The sequence below is a fragment of the Haloterrigena sp. KLK7 genome (assembly GCF_037914945.1).
Taxonomy (GTDB): Archaea; Halobacteriota; Halobacteria; order Halobacteriales; family Natrialbaceae; genus Haloterrigena; species Haloterrigena salinisoli.
On sequence record NZ_CP149787.1, the window covers coordinates 2,059,435 to 2,077,252 of the forward strand.

The 17,818-nt window shown below is 69.0% G+C and carries 16 protein-coding genes; 11 read left to right on the top strand and 5 right to left on the bottom strand.

What is annotated here, in order from left to right; genetic code table 11:
* Positions 1-9: 9 nt before the first annotated feature.
* Positions 10-471: a hypothetical protein gene (locus WD430_RS10150; RefSeq protein WP_339102334.1), complete on the bottom strand. Its 462-nt coding sequence runs from the start codon at positions 469-471 to the stop codon at positions 10-12.
* A 194-nt stretch (positions 472-665) separates the two neighbouring features.
* On the opposite strand from WD430_RS10150, the gene WD430_RS10155 reads away from it, so the two are divergent.
* Together WD430_RS10155 and WD430_RS10160 are read left to right on the top strand one after the other, a co-directional pair.
* Complete coding sequence (locus WD430_RS10155; RefSeq protein ID WP_339102335.1) at positions 666-1,295, top strand: HAD family hydrolase; 630 nt, start codon at positions 666-668, stop codon at positions 1,293-1,295.
* Positions 1,296-1,420: 125 nt separating this feature from the next.
* Complete coding sequence (locus WD430_RS10160; protein WP_339102336.1) at positions 1,421-1,618, top strand: hypothetical protein; 198 nt, start codon at positions 1,421-1,423, stop codon at positions 1,616-1,618.
* 405 nt (positions 1,619-2,023) lie between these two features.
* On the opposite strand, the gene WD430_RS10165 is transcribed toward WD430_RS10160, so the two are convergent.
* From WD430_RS10165 to WD430_RS10175, 3 genes are all read right to left on the bottom strand, one after another.
* Positions 2,024-2,287, bottom strand: a complete 264-nt coding sequence (locus tag WD430_RS10165) for a glutathione S-transferase N-terminal domain-containing protein (RefSeq protein WP_339102337.1) — start codon at positions 2,285-2,287, stop codon at positions 2,024-2,026.
* 145 nt (positions 2,288-2,432) lie between these two features.
* A complete protein-coding gene (locus WD430_RS10170) occupies positions 2,433-3,086 on the bottom strand; it encodes a helix-turn-helix domain-containing protein (RefSeq protein ID WP_339102338.1) in 654 nt (217 codons plus the stop codon).
* Between the two features lie 103 nt (positions 3,087-3,189).
* The gene (locus tag WD430_RS10175) at positions 3,190-5,055 is read right to left on the bottom strand and encodes a molybdopterin biosynthesis protein (RefSeq protein ID WP_339102339.1); all 1,866 of its coding nucleotides are present in this window, start codon (positions 5,053-5,055) and stop codon (positions 3,190-3,192) included.
* Positions 5,056-5,295: 240 nt separating this feature from the next.
* Between WD430_RS10175 and WD430_RS10180 the strand changes: the two genes are divergently transcribed.
* The 8 genes from WD430_RS10180 (at position 5,296) to WD430_RS10215 (ending at position 14,064) form a co-directional block, all read left to right on the top strand.
* Positions 5,296-6,780: an MATE family efflux transporter gene (locus WD430_RS10180; protein WP_339102340.1), complete on the top strand. Its 1,485-nt coding sequence runs from the start codon at positions 5,296-5,298 to the stop codon at positions 6,778-6,780.
* A 168-nt stretch (positions 6,781-6,948) separates the two neighbouring features.
* Entirely contained in the window at positions 6,949-7,272 is a 324-nt protein-coding gene (locus WD430_RS10185) for a hypothetical protein (RefSeq protein ID WP_339102341.1), read from the top strand.
* 140 nt (positions 7,273-7,412) lie between these two features.
* Entirely contained in the window at positions 7,413-8,447 is a 1,035-nt protein-coding gene (locus tag WD430_RS10190; protein WP_339102342.1) for an AIR synthase family protein, read from the top strand.
* 615 nt (positions 8,448-9,062) lie between these two features.
* A complete protein-coding gene (gene thiD / locus WD430_RS10195; RefSeq protein WP_339102343.1) occupies positions 9,063-10,424 on the top strand; it encodes a bifunctional hydroxymethylpyrimidine kinase/phosphomethylpyrimidine kinase in 1,362 nt (453 codons plus the stop codon).
* A complete protein-coding gene (locus WD430_RS10200; RefSeq protein ID WP_339102344.1) occupies positions 10,421-11,440 on the top strand; it encodes an LLM class flavin-dependent oxidoreductase in 1,020 nt (339 codons plus the stop codon). The genes thiD and WD430_RS10200 overlap by 4 nt, the downstream gene beginning before the upstream one ends.
* Before the next feature lie 49 nt (positions 11,441-11,489).
* The gene (locus tag WD430_RS10205) at positions 11,490-11,819 is read left to right on the top strand and encodes a tRNA-binding protein (protein ID WP_339102345.1); all 330 of its coding nucleotides are present in this window, start codon (positions 11,490-11,492) and stop codon (positions 11,817-11,819) included.
* 110 nt (positions 11,820-11,929) lie between these two features.
* The gene (locus WD430_RS10210; RefSeq protein WP_339102346.1) at positions 11,930-13,351 is read left to right on the top strand and encodes an APC family permease; all 1,422 of its coding nucleotides are present in this window, start codon (positions 11,930-11,932) and stop codon (positions 13,349-13,351) included.
* A complete protein-coding gene (locus WD430_RS10215; protein ID WP_339102347.1) occupies positions 13,348-14,064 on the top strand; it encodes a universal stress protein in 717 nt (238 codons plus the stop codon). The genes WD430_RS10210 and WD430_RS10215 overlap by 4 nt, the downstream gene beginning before the upstream one ends.
* A gap of 57 nt (positions 14,065-14,121) precedes the next feature.
* On the opposite strand, the gene WD430_RS10220 is transcribed toward WD430_RS10215, so the two are convergent.
* The gene (locus WD430_RS10220) at positions 14,122-14,952 is read right to left on the bottom strand and encodes a universal stress protein (protein WP_339102348.1); all 831 of its coding nucleotides are present in this window, start codon (positions 14,950-14,952) and stop codon (positions 14,122-14,124) included.
* Positions 14,953-15,126: 174 nt separating this feature from the next.
* On the opposite strand from WD430_RS10220, the gene mutS reads away from it, so the two are divergent.
* The gene (gene mutS / locus WD430_RS10225; RefSeq protein ID WP_339102349.1) at positions 15,127-17,817 is read left to right on the top strand and encodes a DNA mismatch repair protein MutS; all 2,691 of its coding nucleotides are present in this window, start codon (positions 15,127-15,129) and stop codon (positions 17,815-17,817) included.
* Position 17,818: the final 1 nt, after the last annotated feature.

Genomic DNA, 17,818 nt, shown 5'->3' on the forward strand with positions numbered 1-17,818 from the left:
TCGAGCGCCCTACTCCTTCGCCGGGCCGTCCGACGCGTCGCCGGACTCGCCAGCGACGTTCGGATCGTCGAATGTCGCACACGCGTCGAGTAGCGTTTCGACCGCCGCCGACGGATAGTCGAGACACAGCGTTCCGGTTCGGCGATCGGACGAGACGACGCCGCTTTCCTCCAGCATCGGAACGTCGACGTGAACGAACATGGTTTCGACCTCCCGAACTCGATCGTCGGCGACGTCCTCGGGATCGGTCCCGGCCAGTTCGGCGGCGACGTATCTCGCGAGAGCGGTCCGGTCCCGCAGGTCGTGTTCTCGCAGGTAGTACAGCGCGTACCGTCGCCGTCGGTTGCTCAGCAATCGCAGGAACTCGTCGAGGTCGGGGACCCCGCCGTCGGGGACGCTCGGAGCCGAGAACGGTTCCATTCGAGCGCTCGAGCCACCATCGTCGTCGGAGTCGTCCTCCCACTTGTCCATACTACCACTCGTGTATAACATCCGGTTATATATTTGGGATGGTACGGCGCACCTCATGAATGGGTTCTAGTAATACTTGGGATGATATTTGATCGATCTAGCGCTCCGGATCGTCACCGGGTCTCGCCCGCCGGCGTCCGACGCGGAGAACAGGCGATACATCTTTACTCGAGACGACCGTATCCCTGTGTCCGATGGACGGCGAGTACGACTTCTGGCTGCTCGACCTCGACGGGACGCTCGTCGACGTCGAGTGGTCCTACACTCGGGACGTGTTCGATCGGGTCGGTGAACGGCTCGAGTACGAGTTCACTGACCGGGAGGCCGACATTCTCTGGAGCGGGCTGACCGGCTCCCGGGACCGACAGCTCCGGGAGTGGGGCATCGATCCCGACGAGTTCTGGACGGCCTTCCACGACGAGGAGGATCCGATGGTTCGCGCCGAACAGACCTATCTCCACGACGACGCCGGGTTCGTCGCCGACCTCGAGGAACCAGTGGGGCTGGTGACCCACTGTCAGGAGTTCCTCTGCGAGCCGGTGCTCGACCGGCTCGGGATCCGCGACTGGTTCGACGCTCGGCTCTGTTGTACCCCCGAGACGGGGTGGAAACCCGACCCGAACCCGGTCTACCGCGTGATGGACGAACTCGGCGTCGGCGAGAACGGCCACGCGGGCGTCCTCGCGGGCGACGGCGCCAGCGACGTCGGCGCGGCCTGGAACGCCGGTCTCGACGCGATCCACGTCGAGCGCGTCGGCCACGAGCGCCGGGGGCGGTGCGTCCGCGGCGACTACCGCGTCGAGTCGTTCGACGAACTGTTCTGATCGCCTCGCGGTTCGCGACGACCCGTGCCCGACTCGAGGCGCCCGCCCCTCGCGGTCGCTCGCGACCCCTGGATAGACACCGAAAAGGCTTCAGGAACCTGGTCGCAGATAGCGATAGAGACGCGATGAAGTACTGTCTGAACTGCGACTGGCATACGAGCGCGACCGACGAACCGTCCGCCCACGCTCGATCGCGCGCGGCGATCGAACACCACGTCGAGACCGGGCACACGATCGACTCGAGCGACGGCGTCGTCCCCCCGCGGATCCCCGACGTTGCCGACGAGGTCTTCGTCGGCGATCTGGTTCCCTCGAGCGACTGACGCTCGCTCGGCGTCCGTCGCGGCCCGCGTCCGAGCGATGGTGGCCGCTCCGGTTCGTCTTCCTCACCGCTGCGCTGCCGAGCGGTCGGCTGAGACCGCACAATCCAGCGTGACAGCCCTCGACTGCCCGACGCTCGTCCGATCTGCGTATCGGAGGTGTTTTGTGGCGGTACCAACAAGCGGGAGTAGACGGCACGGTCAGCAGTCACCTTTCAGCCTGCGTGGTCTCCACGCGGGTTCACCTGCCTTGACCTACCCCGTCGCTTCAACAACCGCGAGCGGTCGCTATGGCGGATTCTGGGATACGTCGACGAAACGTCCGGCAGCCGTGCAGACGGACTGATTCTTTCCGGCGCGCTCGAGGCGGACGGTTCGAGTCGGTCGCGGGGGTAACGCGACCGAGCGCTAGTCGTACTGCGTCTCGAGGTAGTCGACGATCTCCTCGCTCTCGTAGCGCGTCTCCTCCCGGTCGGTGTCGACGAGGAACGGGATCGCGTCCTCACCGCCGATGGCCTCCATCGCCTGCAGCGTCTGTTCGTTGAGCGTGTCACCGCCCTCGTCGCCCGGCCGCCGGGGATTGTGGATCACGTACGAGACGCCGAGATCGGTGAGTTTCTCTCGGACCTTCGCGCTGTGCGGACAGCCCTCCGCCTGGTAGAGTTCGAGCATGCACGGCCACCGTCGCCGCTCTGCGGCGTAACTGTTGGCCATGCACTCGTCGCGTGCCGTCCTCGAGCGGCGTCGCCTGTACCCGACCCGCGTCGCGGTCCGTCCTCGAGTCGCTCCGTCTCGGAGTCGGATCGCCGCGCGTCGCTCACTCGAGTCGCGAGCGCTCGCCGGCCGGCTGGAGTTCGTCGTCGACCAGCGTCTCGTAGGCCCGGCGGAACCGCTCGGAGAGCGCCTGATGGGAGATCCCCAGCTCGTCGGCCAGTTCCTCCATCGAGATGCCGCGGGGGATCTCGAAGTAGCCGTGCTCGAGGGCGGCCTCGAGGGCCTCCTGCTGTTCGGGGGTCAGCTGCGTCTCGTCGTCCGTGACGCCGCTGACGTCGCTGACCCGGCGCAGATCGGCGGAGATACCGGCCTCCTCGAGGCGGTCGTAGGCGTCGACGAGGGCGTCGCGGTCGCGAAACCGGACCCGCACCTGCCACCAGCCGTCGGTGCCCCACATCTCGAGCAGCGAGCCGCCCTCGGCGAGCAGTTCGTCGCTGAGTCGGACCGTCTCGTCCACGAAGTTCACGTCGTACAACAGCCGGGACTCGGTCTCGACGAGGAGTTCGTGGCCCGCGACCGTCGGGTCCGCCTCGAAGGCGGCCTCGGCCGTCTCGCGGTCGACGTCGGAGACCCAGAGGGACGGTCGCGTCTTCGACACCGAGGACTCGAGTTCGAACGTGGCGTCCGGGACGTGCTCGAGGGCGACCCCCAGTGTCGTCTCCGCAGCCGGAAGGCGGAACTCGGCGATCGTGGACATTACCACTCGTACACTCCACGGGAGTAAAAAGCGCTATTCAGACGGGGATGACTGTCGCTCGCGTTGATACCGCCGATCCGTATCGACGGTTCCGGCCCCGTCGTCAGCCGTCGGCTTCGGGACCGAACTCGCGCTCGAGGGCGGCGGCGAGTTCCCGCACGCTCTCCTTGCCCGTCCGATCGGGGTTCGCGAGGACGCGGACCGGCTGCTGGTCGACGGACACGAAGCCGAGATCGAGGCGTTCGGCGGTCGCGCGCAGCCCGAGACCGACGTCGGCGTCGCCCGCGATGACCTTGCGGGCGGGGCTCTCGTGGGCCCGCAGGCCCAGATCGAAGCCGTCGATCGCCTCGCGGAGGTCGCGAGCGCTCGCGTCGCGGTCGGCCGCGAGGTCCGACAGGGCCGCCTCGAGACTCGAGCGCAGTCCGGAGTCGGTCGTCCGGTTGACGAAGCGCAGGTCGCGGTCGATCAGATCGGCCAGTCCCTCCACCTCGTGGGGGTTGCCGGCCTGCGTGACCAGCCCCCACTCGCGGGTCCAGCGGCCGAGTTCTTCGGCGTCGATGTCTCGGTCGATCGACCCCGCCGCGACCGCGACGTCCGGCACGCCCTCGCGGAGCCGTCGCAGTCCGGGACGGGTGCCCACCGAGAGATAGCGGGGGTTCTCGAGGCCGTCGAGCAGCCGATTGAGGGCGGGATCGTCCTCGCCGACGCCCAGCAGCGTGGGCGGTCGGACGTCCGGCGAGAACAGGCGGACCGTGACGGACTCGCCCGCCTCTACGTAGTCGGTCTCGGGGCCGACCTCGACGACGCCGTCGGCCTCGGCGAGGCTGGTCGTCGCGCCGCTGCCCTTGTCGACGGGGTAGACGAGCGGTTCGTCGTTCGAATCTTCGACCAGTCCGACCGGCATCAGCCGCATGCGGCCCTCCTCGTAGCGTTCCTCTCGAGCCATCGTCCCGGCGACGGTCGCGGCACGCGGCTCCGGCACGCCGGCGGCCTCGCGGATCGCGGGCGCGACGAAGGTCCGGAAGACCATCATCGCGGAGACGGGGTAGCCGGGGAGACCGACGTACGCCGAGTTCTGGAGGCGGCCGACGAGCATCGGCTTCCCGGGTTTGACGCTGACGCCGTGGAGGAGCAGTTCGCCCTGCTCCTCGATCACCCGGTAGATGACGTCGACCGCGCTCGCGCTGGTCGACCCCGAGGAGAGCACGAGGTCGCACTCGTCGGCGGCCTCCCGCAGGATCCGTTCCATCTCGTCCTGTTCGTCGCCCGCGTGCGGGTAGAGCACGGCCTCGCCGCCGGCGTCCTCGACGCCCGCGGCGATCGTGTAGCTGTTGACGTCGTAGATCTCGCCGCGCGCGCTCTCGAGGTCGTCGCCCGGTCGCACGAGTTCGTCGCCCGTCGAGACGATACCGACCGTCGGGCGCCCGCGGACGGGAATCTCGTCGACGCCCAGCGCCGAGAGCAGTCCGATGTCGCGAGGGGTGATCCGCGTGCCGGGGCCGAGCGCCCGTTCGCCCGCCGCGACGTCGGCGCCGGCGAACATGACGTTATCGCCGGGCGCGACCGACGTGCGCACGAGCACCTCGCTCCCCTCCGTATCGGTCCGTTCCACGGGCACCATCGCGTCCGCGCCGTCGGGCATTACCGCGCCCGTCGAAATCTCGACGGCCTGGCCGTCCTCGAGGGCCACGTCGGGTTCCTCGCCGGCGTGGACCTCGCCGACCACCTCGAGTCGCGCCGGATCCGCCTCGTCGGCGCCGAACGTGTCCCGGGCCCGGAGCGCGTAGCCGTCCAGGCTCGCCCGGTCGAACCCCGGCACGTCGAGTTCGGCGTCGAGTCGCGCCGCCAGCACCCGGCCGCGGGCCTCCTCGAGCGAGACGCGCTCGAGTCCGCCCTCGAGCGACAGCGAGTCGATCGCTGCCCGCGCCTCCGCGGGGGTCGCGAGATCGCGAAACTCCTTGCGTTCCATACCCGCAGTTGGCGGCCCGGGGGTAAAAACGTCGGTCGAACGCGGCCGTCGACTCGATCGGTCCGCGCCGAGCGACCGCCGGATCGCCGCCTCGTCGATCGCCGCCGTCCGGCTCGTGTGTCAGAATCGAGAGGGGTAGATAATGAACGATAATGGTGTACTATTGGGTGAATGTGAGGGTTTCTCTCGAGACACCTCACGATATGAAGTCATTTACTGCTCGGTCACGAACGGGTTATCGTGAGTTCTCGTCTGCGTACCCTCCCGAATCCCTTCCGCTGGCTGCTGCTCTCGGTGGGCTATCTGCTCGCTCGGCTGGACGTGATCGACCCCCAGCGCGTCGAGCGGACGACCGACCTCGCGTGGCCGCGGATCGTGACGGGGATCGCCCGGATGTCCAAGTCCGCGGCGGACGTCGCGATGGTCGGGATCGCCCTCGGACCGGCGGCGATCGCCGGCGTCGGGCTCGCGACCCCGTTCTGGGGGCTCGCCTTCGCGTTCGCCGGGGGCGTCGCCGGCGCCACGATCAGTCTGGTCTCCCAGCGCTACACCGGCGGGAGCGTCCGCGAACTCTCGCTGGCGGTGACGACCAGCGCGCTCGTCGTCGTCGCGATCATGCTCCCGCTCGGGGTCCTCTACGGAACGGTCCCCGAACGGCTGATCGGGCTCGTCGGCGACGACGCCGCCTCGATCGCGTACGGGGCCGATTACCTCCGGGTCGTCGCCCTCGGCGTCCCGTTCGCCGGGCTGAACCTCATCGGGAGCCGAACCCTCGTCGGCGCCGACGACGCGTGGACGCCGATGACCCTCCGGGCCGGCGGCGCCGTCGTCAACGTCGCGATCAACGCCGTGTTGATCTTCGTCCTGGAGATGGGCGTCGTCGGCGCGGCGATCGGGACGGTCGTCGCGAACGTCCTCGTACTGACCGCCTTCGCCGTCGGCTTCGCGACCGGTCGCCTGCCGATCATCGGCGAGTTCCCGGTCACCCTCGACCTCGGCTGGCCGCCGGCGACGGTCGACGACGTCCGCGACGTGCTCTCGATCGGGACGCCGCTGGTGTTCACCAACGGCGCCCGTCGGGCCGCCCAGTTCCCGATGCTCGCGATCGTCGCGCTGTTCGGGCCGAACGTCCTCGCGGCCTACGTCGTCGCCCGCCGCGTCCGCGACCTGATGGACACCCCCGGCTGGGGGTTCTCGCTGGCCTCGAGCAGCCTCGTCGGCCAGGAACTGGGCACCGGCGACGAGCGCTCTGCGGACACCTACGGCCGCGAAGTGCTCTGGTTCGGGACCGGCGTCTATCTGGTCAGCGCGACGATCGTCTTCGTCTTCGCCGAGCAGGTCGGCCGCGTCTTCGTCGACGATCCGTCGATCCTGCCGCTGGTGACGACGTTCATCGCCGTCGCCTGCGTCAGCGTCGTCTTCCGCGGAGTCAGCGGCGGCGCGACCGGGCCGCTGCGGGCCAGCGGCGACACCAACTGGCCGTTCTACGGGCAGGTACTGGGACTCTACGTCTTCACGATCCCCGTCGCCTTCCTCGGCGCCGTCGCCGTTCCGGTGCCGGGTCTCGAGGTCGCGACGCCGCTTGGAATCGGCGCGCTCTACGCCGCGCTGGTCCTCGAGACGCTCGTTCCCGCCGTCGTCACCTACTACCGGTTCGAGAAGGGGTCCTGGAAGGTCATCAGCCGGTCGTACCGTCCCGAGTCGGGCTCTTCGCCCGGCGATTAGTCGTCGCGGCGGATCGCCGTCTGTGGTAGTCCCCGACGGCGACTCGAGCGCGCGATCTCCACTCCAGTCCGGCACCCGCTCGATCTGTCCGACTCGCTGTCCTCGGTGATCTTTTATAAACGAACACGGATGAATGTCTTTTTCCGCTCGAGTGTCGAATCGCGTGGTATGGCTACCCATGGCTTTCAGGACGGATCCGGCACGGGCGTCTCCCTGCCCGACGCGGTGCCGTTCGATCTGCCGCACTTATCGCGACTGAGCTGGGAACTCGGATCGCGCGTGGTCGACGGCGAGGACGTCGTCCGACACAGCGAGTGGGGCCGGACGGGTCGCTCGTGGCTGCTGACGATCTTTCGGGTGACGGCGAACACCGTCGTCATGCGAGTCGAGACGCCCGTCGGCCGGGAACGGTTCTACGGCGCCGCCGAGCAGGACCTCGAGTCGGCGCTCCCGAAGCTGGAGTCGGCGCCCCGCTGGGAGCGTCTCGAGTAACGCAGGTCTTCGTCGAGGGGCTCCGCGAGCGGTAACCGCTCTGCAACCGGTGCTCGGTCAGTGAGTGTCGATTTCTCTGCGAGCGCTCGTGTCGCGTCGAAATCACTATCGCTAAGGCGACGCGCTGGGACTGCCCGAGCGTGAGCGACCTCGGCAAGATCGATCGACAGTTCTTCGACCGGCGCGTCGCGCCGAACCTCGGCGCCGACCGCGACGACGTCGCCCTCGGTCCCCGACACGGCGTCGACTTCGGCGTCCTCGAGATCGGCGGGAAAGCCCTGGTGACCGCGACCGACCCCGTCTCGATCATGCCCCAGTTGGGACTCGAGCGCGCGGCCCGATTCGCGCTCGACCTGGTGCTCGCGGACGTCGCCGTCAGCGGGATCCCGCCCTCGCATCTCTCGATCTGTTTCACGCTCCCCGAGACGATGACCGACGACGAGTTCGCGACCGTCTGGGAGACGATCCACGAGGAGTGCGTCGACCTCGGCGTGGCCGTCGTGACGGGCCACACCGCCCGCTACTCGGACCCCTCGCATCCGTGGGTCGGCGCCGCGACCGCGATGGCCGTCGGCGATCCCGACGCGATCGTCCGCCCCGACGGCGCCCGCCCGGGCGATCGGCTGCTCCTGACGACCGGGCCCGCGGTGGAGTCCGTCGGACTGCTGAGTACCCTGTTCGGCGATCAGCTCGAGGAGAGGCTGCCCACTGACGTGATCATCGACGCCCAGGACCGTCTCGAGGAGGTTTACTGCGTCCGAGACGCCCTTGCGGCGGCCGCCGCAGGGCCCGTGACGGCGATGCACGACGTGACCGAAGGGGGGCTCGCAGGCGCGCTGAACGAGATGGCCGACGGGGCGGGCGTGCGGTTTTCGGTCGACAGCGAGGCAGTGCCGATGCGCCCCGGCGTCCGGGAGGTCTGTGAGTCCCTCGAGATCGATCCCTGGGCCGCGACCAGCAGCGGGTCGTTGCTGCTGGCGGTCGATCCCGAGGGTGTAGACGACGTAATGGCGGCGCTCGAGGATCGGGACACCGTCGTTTCCGAGATTGGAGCCGTCGAAACCGGAACTGACGACGACGGCGAGGTGCTCGTCGACGGCGACCGACTCGCCCACCCCACCGTCGACCCCTCGTGGCGAGCGTACGCCGAACTGGCAGATTCGGCGAGCGAGTAGTGTGATTTCGGCCTCGAGCCGTCGTTCGTTTCCGTCCGATATTTGAGTCGTAGTCGTTCCGCCCGTTCAACGGTGGCGCGTGCGGAGCCGCAGTGAGTGACGAACGAACTGCGGCTCTACTCACGCGAGGGACGAGTGAACGACCGGAGGGAGTGAACGAATCGGTTGGGGAGGGTGTGGTACTTATTGCCTCCAGTGTGAGCAGATCGCTTCTCGTATCGAAATATACCGGTGAGCGTCCTGCCACCGTGGCTACTGGGAATTGCCACGCCCTCCCCAACCGATTCACTCGTTCACTTCGTTCACTCGTTCATCCCTCGCGTGGAATCGAGTCGCGGTTCGCTTGGCTCGCGGTTCCCGCCGGTCACCGCTCGCGTTCTCGAGGCCTCACTTCGTTCCGCCTCGCACCGCTCACCGCGACTCCGCACGCGCCATCGCAGTCCATCGGCGCGGTGGGGCGCGATGTCCCGTTCGGTGAAGGCGGTACGGGATGACGCTCGAGAGAGGGTTCGAGCGGGGGTTCGAGAGGCGAACGAGGCGAAACGAGAGCGCTCGAGTGACACTCACGATCCTCGACCATGACCGCTTTGTACAACCGGAAAATACGAGCCACACATGAGAACGCCAGCACCCGATTCGCGCCCGGTAGCCCTGACGATCGCCGGCAGCGACTCCGGCGGCGGCGCCGGGATCCAGGCCGATCTCGCGACGATGGCCGCCCACGGCGTCTTCGGCACGTCCGCGATCACGGCCGTCACGGCCCAGCACACCCGCGGCGTCGAGTCCTCGCACGTCCTGCCCGTCGAGGAGATCGAAGCCCAGATCGAGGCCGTCACCGGCGACTTCGCGGTCGGCGCGGCGAAGACCGGGATGCTCGCGACGACGCCCGTCATCCAGACCGTCGCCGAGTACGCCGGCGAGTTCGAGTTCCCGCTGGTCGTCGATCCGGTGATGGTCGCGACCTCGGGCGATCGGCTGCTCGAGGCCGAGGCCGAGCGCGCCTACGAGGAACTACTGGGCGAGGCGACGCTGGCGACGCCCAACGCGGACGAGGCGGAGGTGCTGACGGATATCGAGGTGACCGACGACGAGAGCGCGGTCGAGGCCGGGGAGGCGATCCTCGAGACCGGCGTCGACGCCGTCCTCGTCAAGGGCGGCCACGTCCCCGGCGAGTCGGTCCGGGATACGCTCGTCACCCCGGAAGGAGTCCGAACGTTCGAGCACCCCCGGATCGGTACCGAGGCCACCCACGGCTCGGGCTGCACGCTGGGGTCGGCGATCGCGGCCCGCCTCGCGACGGGCGAATCGCTCGAGACGGCCGTCGAGGGCGCCACGGAGTTCCTCGCCCGCGCGGTCCGGTACTACTACGACGTCGGCGAGGGCCACGGCGCGGTCAACCACATGGTCTCGCTGCGAAACGAGGCCAGCCGCGAGCCGACCGCCGAGGAGGTCCAGGCCGTCGTCGACCGGTTCGTCGACGCGGACGTCTCGGCGCTCGTCCCCGAGGTCGGGATGAACGTCGCCGGCGCGACCCCCTACGCCGAATCGGTCGCGGAGACGGCGGCCGTCGAGGGGCGGATCACGCGCACGCTCTCGGGCGTCCGCCCCAACCGCGGGGTTCGGTTCGGCGCCTCGAGTCACGTCGCCCGCTTCCTGCTGGCGGCGCGGGAGTTCTTCCCGGAGCTCCGGTTCGCGGTCAACTGCCGGTTCGACGCGGCCGTCGAGGACGCGCTCGAGGCCCTTGAGTGGTCAGTCGCCGAGTACGACCGCGACGAGCAGCCAGACGAAATCAGCGAGACTGAGGGGAGCACGATGGGCTGGGGCGCCCGGCAGGCCTTCGCGGACCGCGAGGAGTCGCCGGTCGCGATCGTCGACCGCGGCGAAATCGGCAAGGAAGCGATGGTGAAACTCGTCGCGAGCGATCCGGAGACGCTGGCCGATCGAGCGCTGACGCTCGACGGCGAGGTGGACCGATGAGCGCCGACGAGTCCGGTTCCGGCTCCGCGACCGACGACTCGGCGTCCGCTGCCGACCTCGACGTCGGACTCGTTCTCCCGCAGTACGGGACCGACGTCGGGACGGTTCGGGACACGGCTCTCGAGGCCGAAGCGCTCGGCTACGACGCGGTCTGGCTCGAGGACCACTTCCAGTCGTGGATCGGCGACCCGCGGCGGGGCGTCCACGAGCCCTGGACGACGCTCGGCGCCCTCGCGGAAGCCACCGACGAGATTCGGCTCGGCACGCTCGTCACGAGTCGGGACTACCGCCACCCCGCGCTGCTGGCGAAGATGGCCGCGCAGGTCGACCGGCTCAGCGACGGCCGCCTCGAACTCGGCCTCGGCGGGGGCTGGTACGCCGACGAGTACGAGCGGTTCGGCTACGAGTTCCGGGAACCGCCCGCGGAGCGGCTCCGACGGCTCGCCGAGACCGTCGAAATCTTACAGGGGCTGTGGACGACCGACGGCTACAGCCACGAGGGCGAGCACCTCGAGGTCGACCTCGAGGAGGCCTTCTGCGAGCCCCGGCCAGTTCAGGACCCCCACCCGCCGATCTGGATCGGCGGCGGGGGCGAGGCGTTCACGCTGCGGTACACCGCCGAACTCGCCGACGGCTGGAACTTCGGCACCTTAGCGCCCGAGGGCTTCGCCGACAAGCTCGAGGTACTGCGCGAGCACTGCGAGAGCGAGGCGCGCTACGACGAGATCCGCAAGTCGGCCGAGCTGTTCGTCTTCGTCGGCGAGACGACCGACGACGCCGAGGCGAAGCGCGAGCGGTTCGCCGACGAGTACCTCCCCGACGAGCCCGCGGAGCCCCGCGAGTTCTTCCTCTCGGGGTACGTCGAGACGGCGCCGACGGGGACGCCCGAGGACGTCCGCGACCGACTCGCGGAGTACGCCGGCGCCGGGATCGAGGAGGTCATGCTCGTCGTCCCCGACGCGGCCGACGACGGGGACGAGAGCCTCGCGCTGCTGGCCGACGAGGTCCTCGCGTAACGGTTCCGGAAACGGAACGCTCATTCTCGAGGCCGAAATAGCGACCCGCATGGTCGAGAGTCCATTCGACGTCGACATCCGCGTCGGCGAGGTGCTGGACGCCGAACCGTTCCCCGAAACGAACAAGCCGAAGATGACGAAGCTGTGGATCGACCTCGGCGAGGACCACGGCGAGGTCCAGTCGGCCGCGCAGCTGGACCACCACTACGACCCCGAGGAGCTCGAGGGGCGACAGGTCCTCTGTGCGACGAACCTCGGCTCCGTCCGGATCGCCGGCTTCAAATCCGAGGCGCTGACCGTCGGCGTCCCGGACGAGGAGGAGTTCCCGGTGCTCGTCGAACCCGAACAGGACGTGCCCCTGGGCGGCCCGCTGTTCTGAGACGCCCGTACTGACGCGGTATACCTCTTCTCGTGGGAGACGGTATCGAACTGCGAACAGTCATCAGAATCTGTACGTAGATCTATACGTTCGGCCGTGATTCCGCCGGTATGGACGGCGCATCGCCGTCGACCGAGGGCACGAACATCGAGGGCGAGTCTCCGGAAACCGAGCCCACCACTGAGACGGACGAGGCGACGATCACCGACGACGCCGAACTCGAGCGGACTCTCGGACTCACCGGCGGTCTCGCGATCGGGATCGGGACGATGATCGGCGCGGGGATCTTCGTCTTCCCGGGACTGGCGGCCGGCCGGGCCGGACCCGCCGCGGCGGGGTCGTTCGCCATCGGGGCCGCCGTCGCCCTGCTGGTCGCGCTCCCGGCCTCGGAGCTCGCGACGGCGATGCCCAAGAGCGGCGGCGGCTACTACTTCATCTCGCGAGCGCTCGGCGCGCTCGCGGGCGCCGTCGTCGGGCTGTCGCTGTGGTTCGGACTGGTGTTCGCGACGGCGTTCTACCTCGTGGGCTTCGGCTACTACGCAGTCGACACGCTCGCCGAACTCGGTATCGCGGTCGGCGAGGGACTGGTCATTCCGGTCGCCCTGTTGTTCGGCGCGGGCTTTACCGTCCTGAACGTGACGGGCACGGAGAACGCGGCGAAACTCCAGAACGGGATCGTCGCCCTGCTGCTGTCGATCCTCGTCACCTTCCTCGCCTACGGTAGCCTCGACGCGGTCGGGCTGGTCGGCGAGCCGGCGGCGCCCGAACGGTTCGCGCCCTTCGGCGCGATGCCGGTGTTGACGACCGCGGCGCTCGTCTTCACGTCCTATCTCGGCTTCGCGCAGGTGGCGACCGTCGCCGGCGAGATGCGGAATCCCGGTCGGAATCTCCCGCTGGCGATGGTCGGCTCCGTCCTCGTCGTCGGCGTCCTCTACGTGGTGACGATCTTCGTCGCGACGAGCGCGTTCGGCAGCGAGGCGCTCGCGGGCTTCGGCGAGACGGCGATGGTCGAGGTCGGTCGCCACTACCTCGGTGCCGCCGGCGCGTTCGCCATCGTCTTCGGCGGCCTGCTCGCGACGATGTCCAGCGCCAACGCCTCGATTCTCAGCACGTCGCGTGCCATCTACGCCGTCTCGAGGGACGCCCTGCTCCCGAAGCGGGCCAGCCGGATCAACCTCCGGTACGGCACGCCCCACGTCGCGCTCGGGCTGGCCGGCGGGCCGATCCTCGTTCTGACCGCCACCGGGCAGGTCGAACTGCTCGCCGAAGTCGCCTCCTTCCTGCATCTGATCATGTACGGGCTGATCTGCGTGGCGCTGATCGCGCTCCGGCGAAACGAACCGGCGTGGTACGACCCCGACTTCCGGGTACCGGGCTACCCGTTCGTGCCGATCCTCGGTGCGATCACCAGTTTCGCCATGCTCGGGTTCATGCAGCCGGCGTCACAGCTCGTCGGCGTCGGGATCATGATCGCGACCGCCGGCTGGTACGCCTATTACGCCAGGGACGTGTCCCTGCGGGGTGAGCTATGACGCGGGTTCTCGTCCCGCTGGCGATCCTCGAGGGCGAGTCCGTCTCGCCCGGGCTGACGACGCTGCTCGAGCCGGTCGACGTGACCGTGCTCGGCTACCACGTCGTGCCCGAGCAGACGCCGCCGGACCAGGCGCGACTGCAGTACGAGGACCGGGCGACCGCGGCCCTCGAGGACCTCGCCGCGACGTTCCGGACGGCCGGTACGAGCGCCGATCACCGCCTCGTGTTCACCCACGACCGGGAGCAGACGATCGATCGGACCGCGGCGGAGACGGGGACGGACGCCACCGCAGTCACGGGAGCGAGCGGACGGATCGACCGAATTCTCGTGGCGCTAACGGGCGACGTGGCCGTCGATCGGATCGTCCGGTTCGTCGCCGCGTTGATCGACGATCGCGAGATCGGGGTCACGCTGCTGCTGGCGACGGACGACGCGGGTCGTGACGCGGGCGGGGAACTGCTCGAAACGGCCGCTGGCGGCCTCTCCAGTCGCGGTATCGACGTCGAAACCGAGCTCGTCGTCGACGCGCCGACCGTCGAATCGCTGCTCGAGGCCGCGGCCGACCACGACGCGATCGTCGTGGGCGAACGAACTCCCTCGCTCCGGTCGCTCGTCCTCGGCGAGGAGGCCGACCGGATCGCCGTCGAGTCGGTCGCCCCGGTCCTCGTGATTCGCGACGTCGACGGGCCACCGGCTGCGGACGACGCCTGATCGAATCGCGACCGGAGACGGGTCGGGACCGCGACCGAAGACGGATCGGGACCGCGATCAGTCGTCTCGACTCTCCGGCCCGTCGTCGTCCGCTCTCCGAACCGTATCGACCACGTCAGCGGGTTCCTCGTCGGTCGGTTCCCCGTCGCTCTCCTCGGCTGGCGCCTCGAGGTACTCGCCGCGAATCACGAGCACTGGATCGACCGTTTCCCGGGCCAGCCGCTCGGCACGGTCCCGAAAGACGTAGCGACGGATCGACGGCCGGCTCTCGCCGACGACCAGCAGGTCGTGATCGGCCGCGGCCTCGAGGATCTCCTCCGTCGGCGAGCCGTCGACGACGACCGTCCGGTCGATTCGGTCGCGGGCGACGCCCTCGTCGACCAGCGCGTCGCGCGCCGTCTCGAGCAGTTCCGCCCCTGCCTCCCGACGCGACTCGTCGCCGGCGACGTGGAAGAGCGTCACCTCGAGGTCGGTACCGTCGAGGACGGTCCGGAGCAGTCGCGCGATGTGGTCGACGTTGACGTCGCTCCGGATCGCGACGAGGACCGTCTCGAGGACGGGCGCCGGGTTCAACAGGAGGACGGCGTCGCAGGACTCGGCCACCGCGACGCGTTCGAACGTCTTCAGTCGGTCGTGGGTGAAGGCGAGTCGCGACGCGACGTCGCAGCCGGCGTCCTCGAAGACGGTCCGGAGCTCCTCGAGTTCGGCTCGGGCGCGGTCGCCGTACTGGTCGCGCGCCTGTTCCGGTGCGGTCTGGTCGGGTATCTCGCGGTAGCCGAGCAGGACGACCGGGATCGACGCGAACGCGTCGACGACCGTCGCCGGCACGGCCTCCCCTTCGAGGACGTCGACGGGGACCAGCACGCGGTGATCGCGGGGTGAAGACATGACTAGTGGTCCGTCCTCCTACCACGGTGCGCCCCATATAGCCCTCCCGTGGCGCCGCCCGAACCGCGGGTCGGCCGCGTCTCGATCGCGTCTCGGGGAGCGACTCGGACGCGGACCGACCACTTCCGCCGCGGATCCCGCAGGGTTTTTGCGGTGGAGGGACAGTCACCGCCTATGACAGAGGCGACGGGTATCGTCGGGGAGTTCTTCTCGCTCAAGGAGGACACCGACGCCGATCTGCTGACGATGCAGTGTGGCGACTTCTACGAGTTCTTCGGCGAGGACGCCGAGATCGTCAGCGACGAACTCGATCTCAAGGTCTCCCAGAAGTCCTCGCACGGCTCGTCGTATCCGATGGCCGGCGTGCCGGTCGACGATCTGACGCCCTATCTGAAGGCCCTGGTCGAGCGCGGCTACCGCGTCGCGGTCGCCGACCAGTACGAGACCGACTCCGGCCACGCCCGCGAGATCGTCCGCGTCGTCACGCCGGGCACGCTGCTCGAGACGACCGACGCCGACGCCCAGTACCTGGCAGCGGTCGTCGACGGTACCGGCGGGAGCGCCAGTGGGCGCGGCTCGAGCGGGAACGACGACGGCTACGGCCTCGCGTTCGCGGACGTGACCACGGGACGGTTCCTCGTGGCCGACGCGGCGGACGCCGACGACGCGCTGACGGAACTGTACCGGTTCGATCCCGTCGAGGTGCTGCCGGGGCCCGACGTGCGAACGGACGACGACCTGCTGAATACGGTCCGCGAACGGATCAACGCCGCGCTGACCCTTCACGAGACGGAGGCCTTTGCGCCCAAACGGGCCGCCCATACTGTCCGGGAGCAGTTCGGCGAGGAGACGGTCGACCGGCTCGCCGTCGGCGACTCGACCCTGGCGGCCGCCGGCGCGATTCTGGACTACGTCGCGGAGACTGGAACCGGCGTGCTCGCCTCGATGACCCGGGTTCAGGCCCACCACGGCGACGACCACGTCACGCTGGACGCGACCACCCAGCGCAACCTCGAGCTGACCGAGACGATGCAGGGCGAGCGCGAGGGCTCGCTGTTCGCGACGATCGATCACACCGAGACCAGCGCGGGCGGCCGCCTGCTCAAGGAGTGGCTCCAGCGGCCGAGACGGTCGCTCGAGACGCTCGAGCGCCGTCAGGAGAGCGTCGCGGCGCTGTCGTCGGCGGCGCTGGCCCGCGACGAGTTACAGGATCGACTGGGTGACGCCTACGACCTCGCGCGGCTGGCCTCGAAGGCCAGCCACGGCAGCGCCGACGCGCGGGATCTGCTGTCGGTCCGCCAGACGCTCGCGGTCCTGCCCGCGCTCGCGGAGGTCCTCGAGTCGAATCCCGAACTGGCGGCGTCGCCGCTGTCGGAGATCGTCGAGAGACCCGACCGCGCCGCCGCGAGCGAGCTTCGAGAGTCGCTCGAGGAGGCCATCGCCGAGGAGCCGCCGTCGACGGTGACGCAGGGCGGGCTCTTTCGGACGGGCTATGACGACGAGTTGGACGAGGTGATCGAGCGCCACGAGGAGATCAAACGGTGGCTCGACACGCTCGCCGAGCGAGAGAAGAAACAGCACGGACTCTCGCACGTGACCGTCGACCGGAACAAGACCGACGGCTACTACATTCAGGTCGGGAAATCGGCCGCGGACGGCGTCCCCGACCACTACGAGGAGATCAAGACGCTCAAGAACTCCAAACGGTTCACCACCGACGAACTCGAGGAGAAGGAGCGCGAGATTCTGCGCCTCGAGGAGCAGCGGGGCGACCTCGAGTACGAACTGTTCGAGGAGTTACGCGAGGAGGTCGCCGACCGGGCCGAACTGCTCCAGGACGTCGGCCGGGCGCTGGCGACCGTCGACGCGCTGGCGAGTCTGGCGACCCACGCGGCCGAAAATCGGTGGGTCCAGCCCGAGTTACACCGGGGCGACCGCCTCGACATCGAGCAGGGACGCCACCCGGTCGTCGAGCAGACGACGGAGTTCGTCCCCAACGACGTGCGACTGGACGAGGATCGGGGGTTCCTCGTCGTCACGGGTCCCAACATGTCCGGGAAGTCGACGTACATGCGACAGGTCGCCGGGATCGTCCTGTTGGCCCAGATCGGCAGCTTCGTCCCCGCCGAGTCGGCCGAGATCGGACTGGTCGACGGCATCTTCACCCGCGTCGGTGCGCTGGACGAACTCGCACAGGGCCGATCGACGTTCATGGTCGAGATGAGCGAACTCTCGAACATCCTCCACACCGCGACCGAGGACTCCCTCGTCATCCTCGACGAGGTGGGCCGCGGCACGGCGACCTACGACGGCATCTCCATCGCGTGGGCCGCGACGGAGTATCTCCACAACGAGGTACGGGCGAAGACGCTGTTTGCCACCCACTACCACGAGCTGACCGGCCTCGCCGAGAAGCTGCCCCGCGTCGCCAACGTCCACGTCGCGGCCGACGAGCGCGACGGCGACGTGACCTTCCTCCGAACGGTCCGGGACGGCCCGACCGACCGCTCCTACGGGATCCACGTCGCCGACCTCGCCGGCGTTCCCGACCCCGTCGTCGAGCGCTCGAGAGACGTCCTCGAGCGCCTGCGCGAGGAGAAGGCGATCGAAGCGAAGGGCGGGGCCTCGAGCGAGCCCGTTCAGACCGTCTTCGACCTCGGCGACGGCGAGTTCCGCGGGCCGGCGAACGCTGACGGCGGTGAGCCGGCGGAGCGGAACGAAACGGACCAACAGGGAGAAACGGTCGATTCCGAGGCGAAAGCGGTCCTCGAGGAGTTCGCGGAAATCGACGTCAACACGACGCCGCCGATCGAACTGGTCACGGAGGTCCAGAAGCTCCAGGAGCGGCTCGAGGACGGGGAGTAGC

Coding starts and splice junctions, on each gene's coding strand:
- WD430_RS10165 (WP_339102337.1), bottom strand. CDS start 2,287: ATGCTCGAACTCTACCAGGCGGAGGGCTGTCCGCACAGCGCGAAGGTC.
- thiD (WP_339102343.1), top strand. CDS start 9,063: ATGAGAACGCCAGCACCCGATTCGCGCCCGGTAGCCCTGACGATCGCC.
- WD430_RS10160 (WP_339102336.1), top strand. CDS start 1,421: ATGAAGTACTGTCTGAACTGCGACTGGCATACGAGCGCGACCGACGAA.
- WD430_RS10200 (WP_339102344.1), top strand. CDS start 10,421: ATGAGCGCCGACGAGTCCGGTTCCGGCTCCGCGACCGACGACTCGGCG.
- WD430_RS10220 (WP_339102348.1), bottom strand. CDS start 14,952: ATGTCTTCACCCCGCGATCACCGCGTGCTGGTCCCCGTCGACGTCCTC.
- WD430_RS10210 (WP_339102346.1), top strand. CDS start 11,930: ATGGACGGCGCATCGCCGTCGACCGAGGGCACGAACATCGAGGGCGAG.
- WD430_RS10215 (WP_339102347.1), top strand. CDS start 13,348: ATGACGCGGGTTCTCGTCCCGCTGGCGATCCTCGAGGGCGAGTCCGTC.
- WD430_RS10155 (WP_339102335.1), top strand. CDS start 666: ATGGACGGCGAGTACGACTTCTGGCTGCTCGACCTCGACGGGACGCTC.
- WD430_RS10175 (WP_339102339.1), bottom strand. CDS start 5,055: ATGGAACGCAAGGAGTTTCGCGATCTCGCGACCCCCGCGGAGGCGCGG.
- WD430_RS10150 (WP_339102334.1), bottom strand. CDS start 471: ATGGACAAGTGGGAGGACGACTCCGACGACGATGGTGGCTCGAGCGCT.
- mutS (WP_339102349.1), top strand. CDS start 15,127: ATGACAGAGGCGACGGGTATCGTCGGGGAGTTCTTCTCGCTCAAGGAG.
- WD430_RS10185 (WP_339102341.1), top strand. CDS start 6,949: ATGGCTACCCATGGCTTTCAGGACGGATCCGGCACGGGCGTCTCCCTG.
- WD430_RS10205 (WP_339102345.1), top strand. CDS start 11,490: ATGGTCGAGAGTCCATTCGACGTCGACATCCGCGTCGGCGAGGTGCTG.
- WD430_RS10170 (WP_339102338.1), bottom strand. CDS start 3,086: ATGTCCACGATCGCCGAGTTCCGCCTTCCGGCTGCGGAGACGACACTG.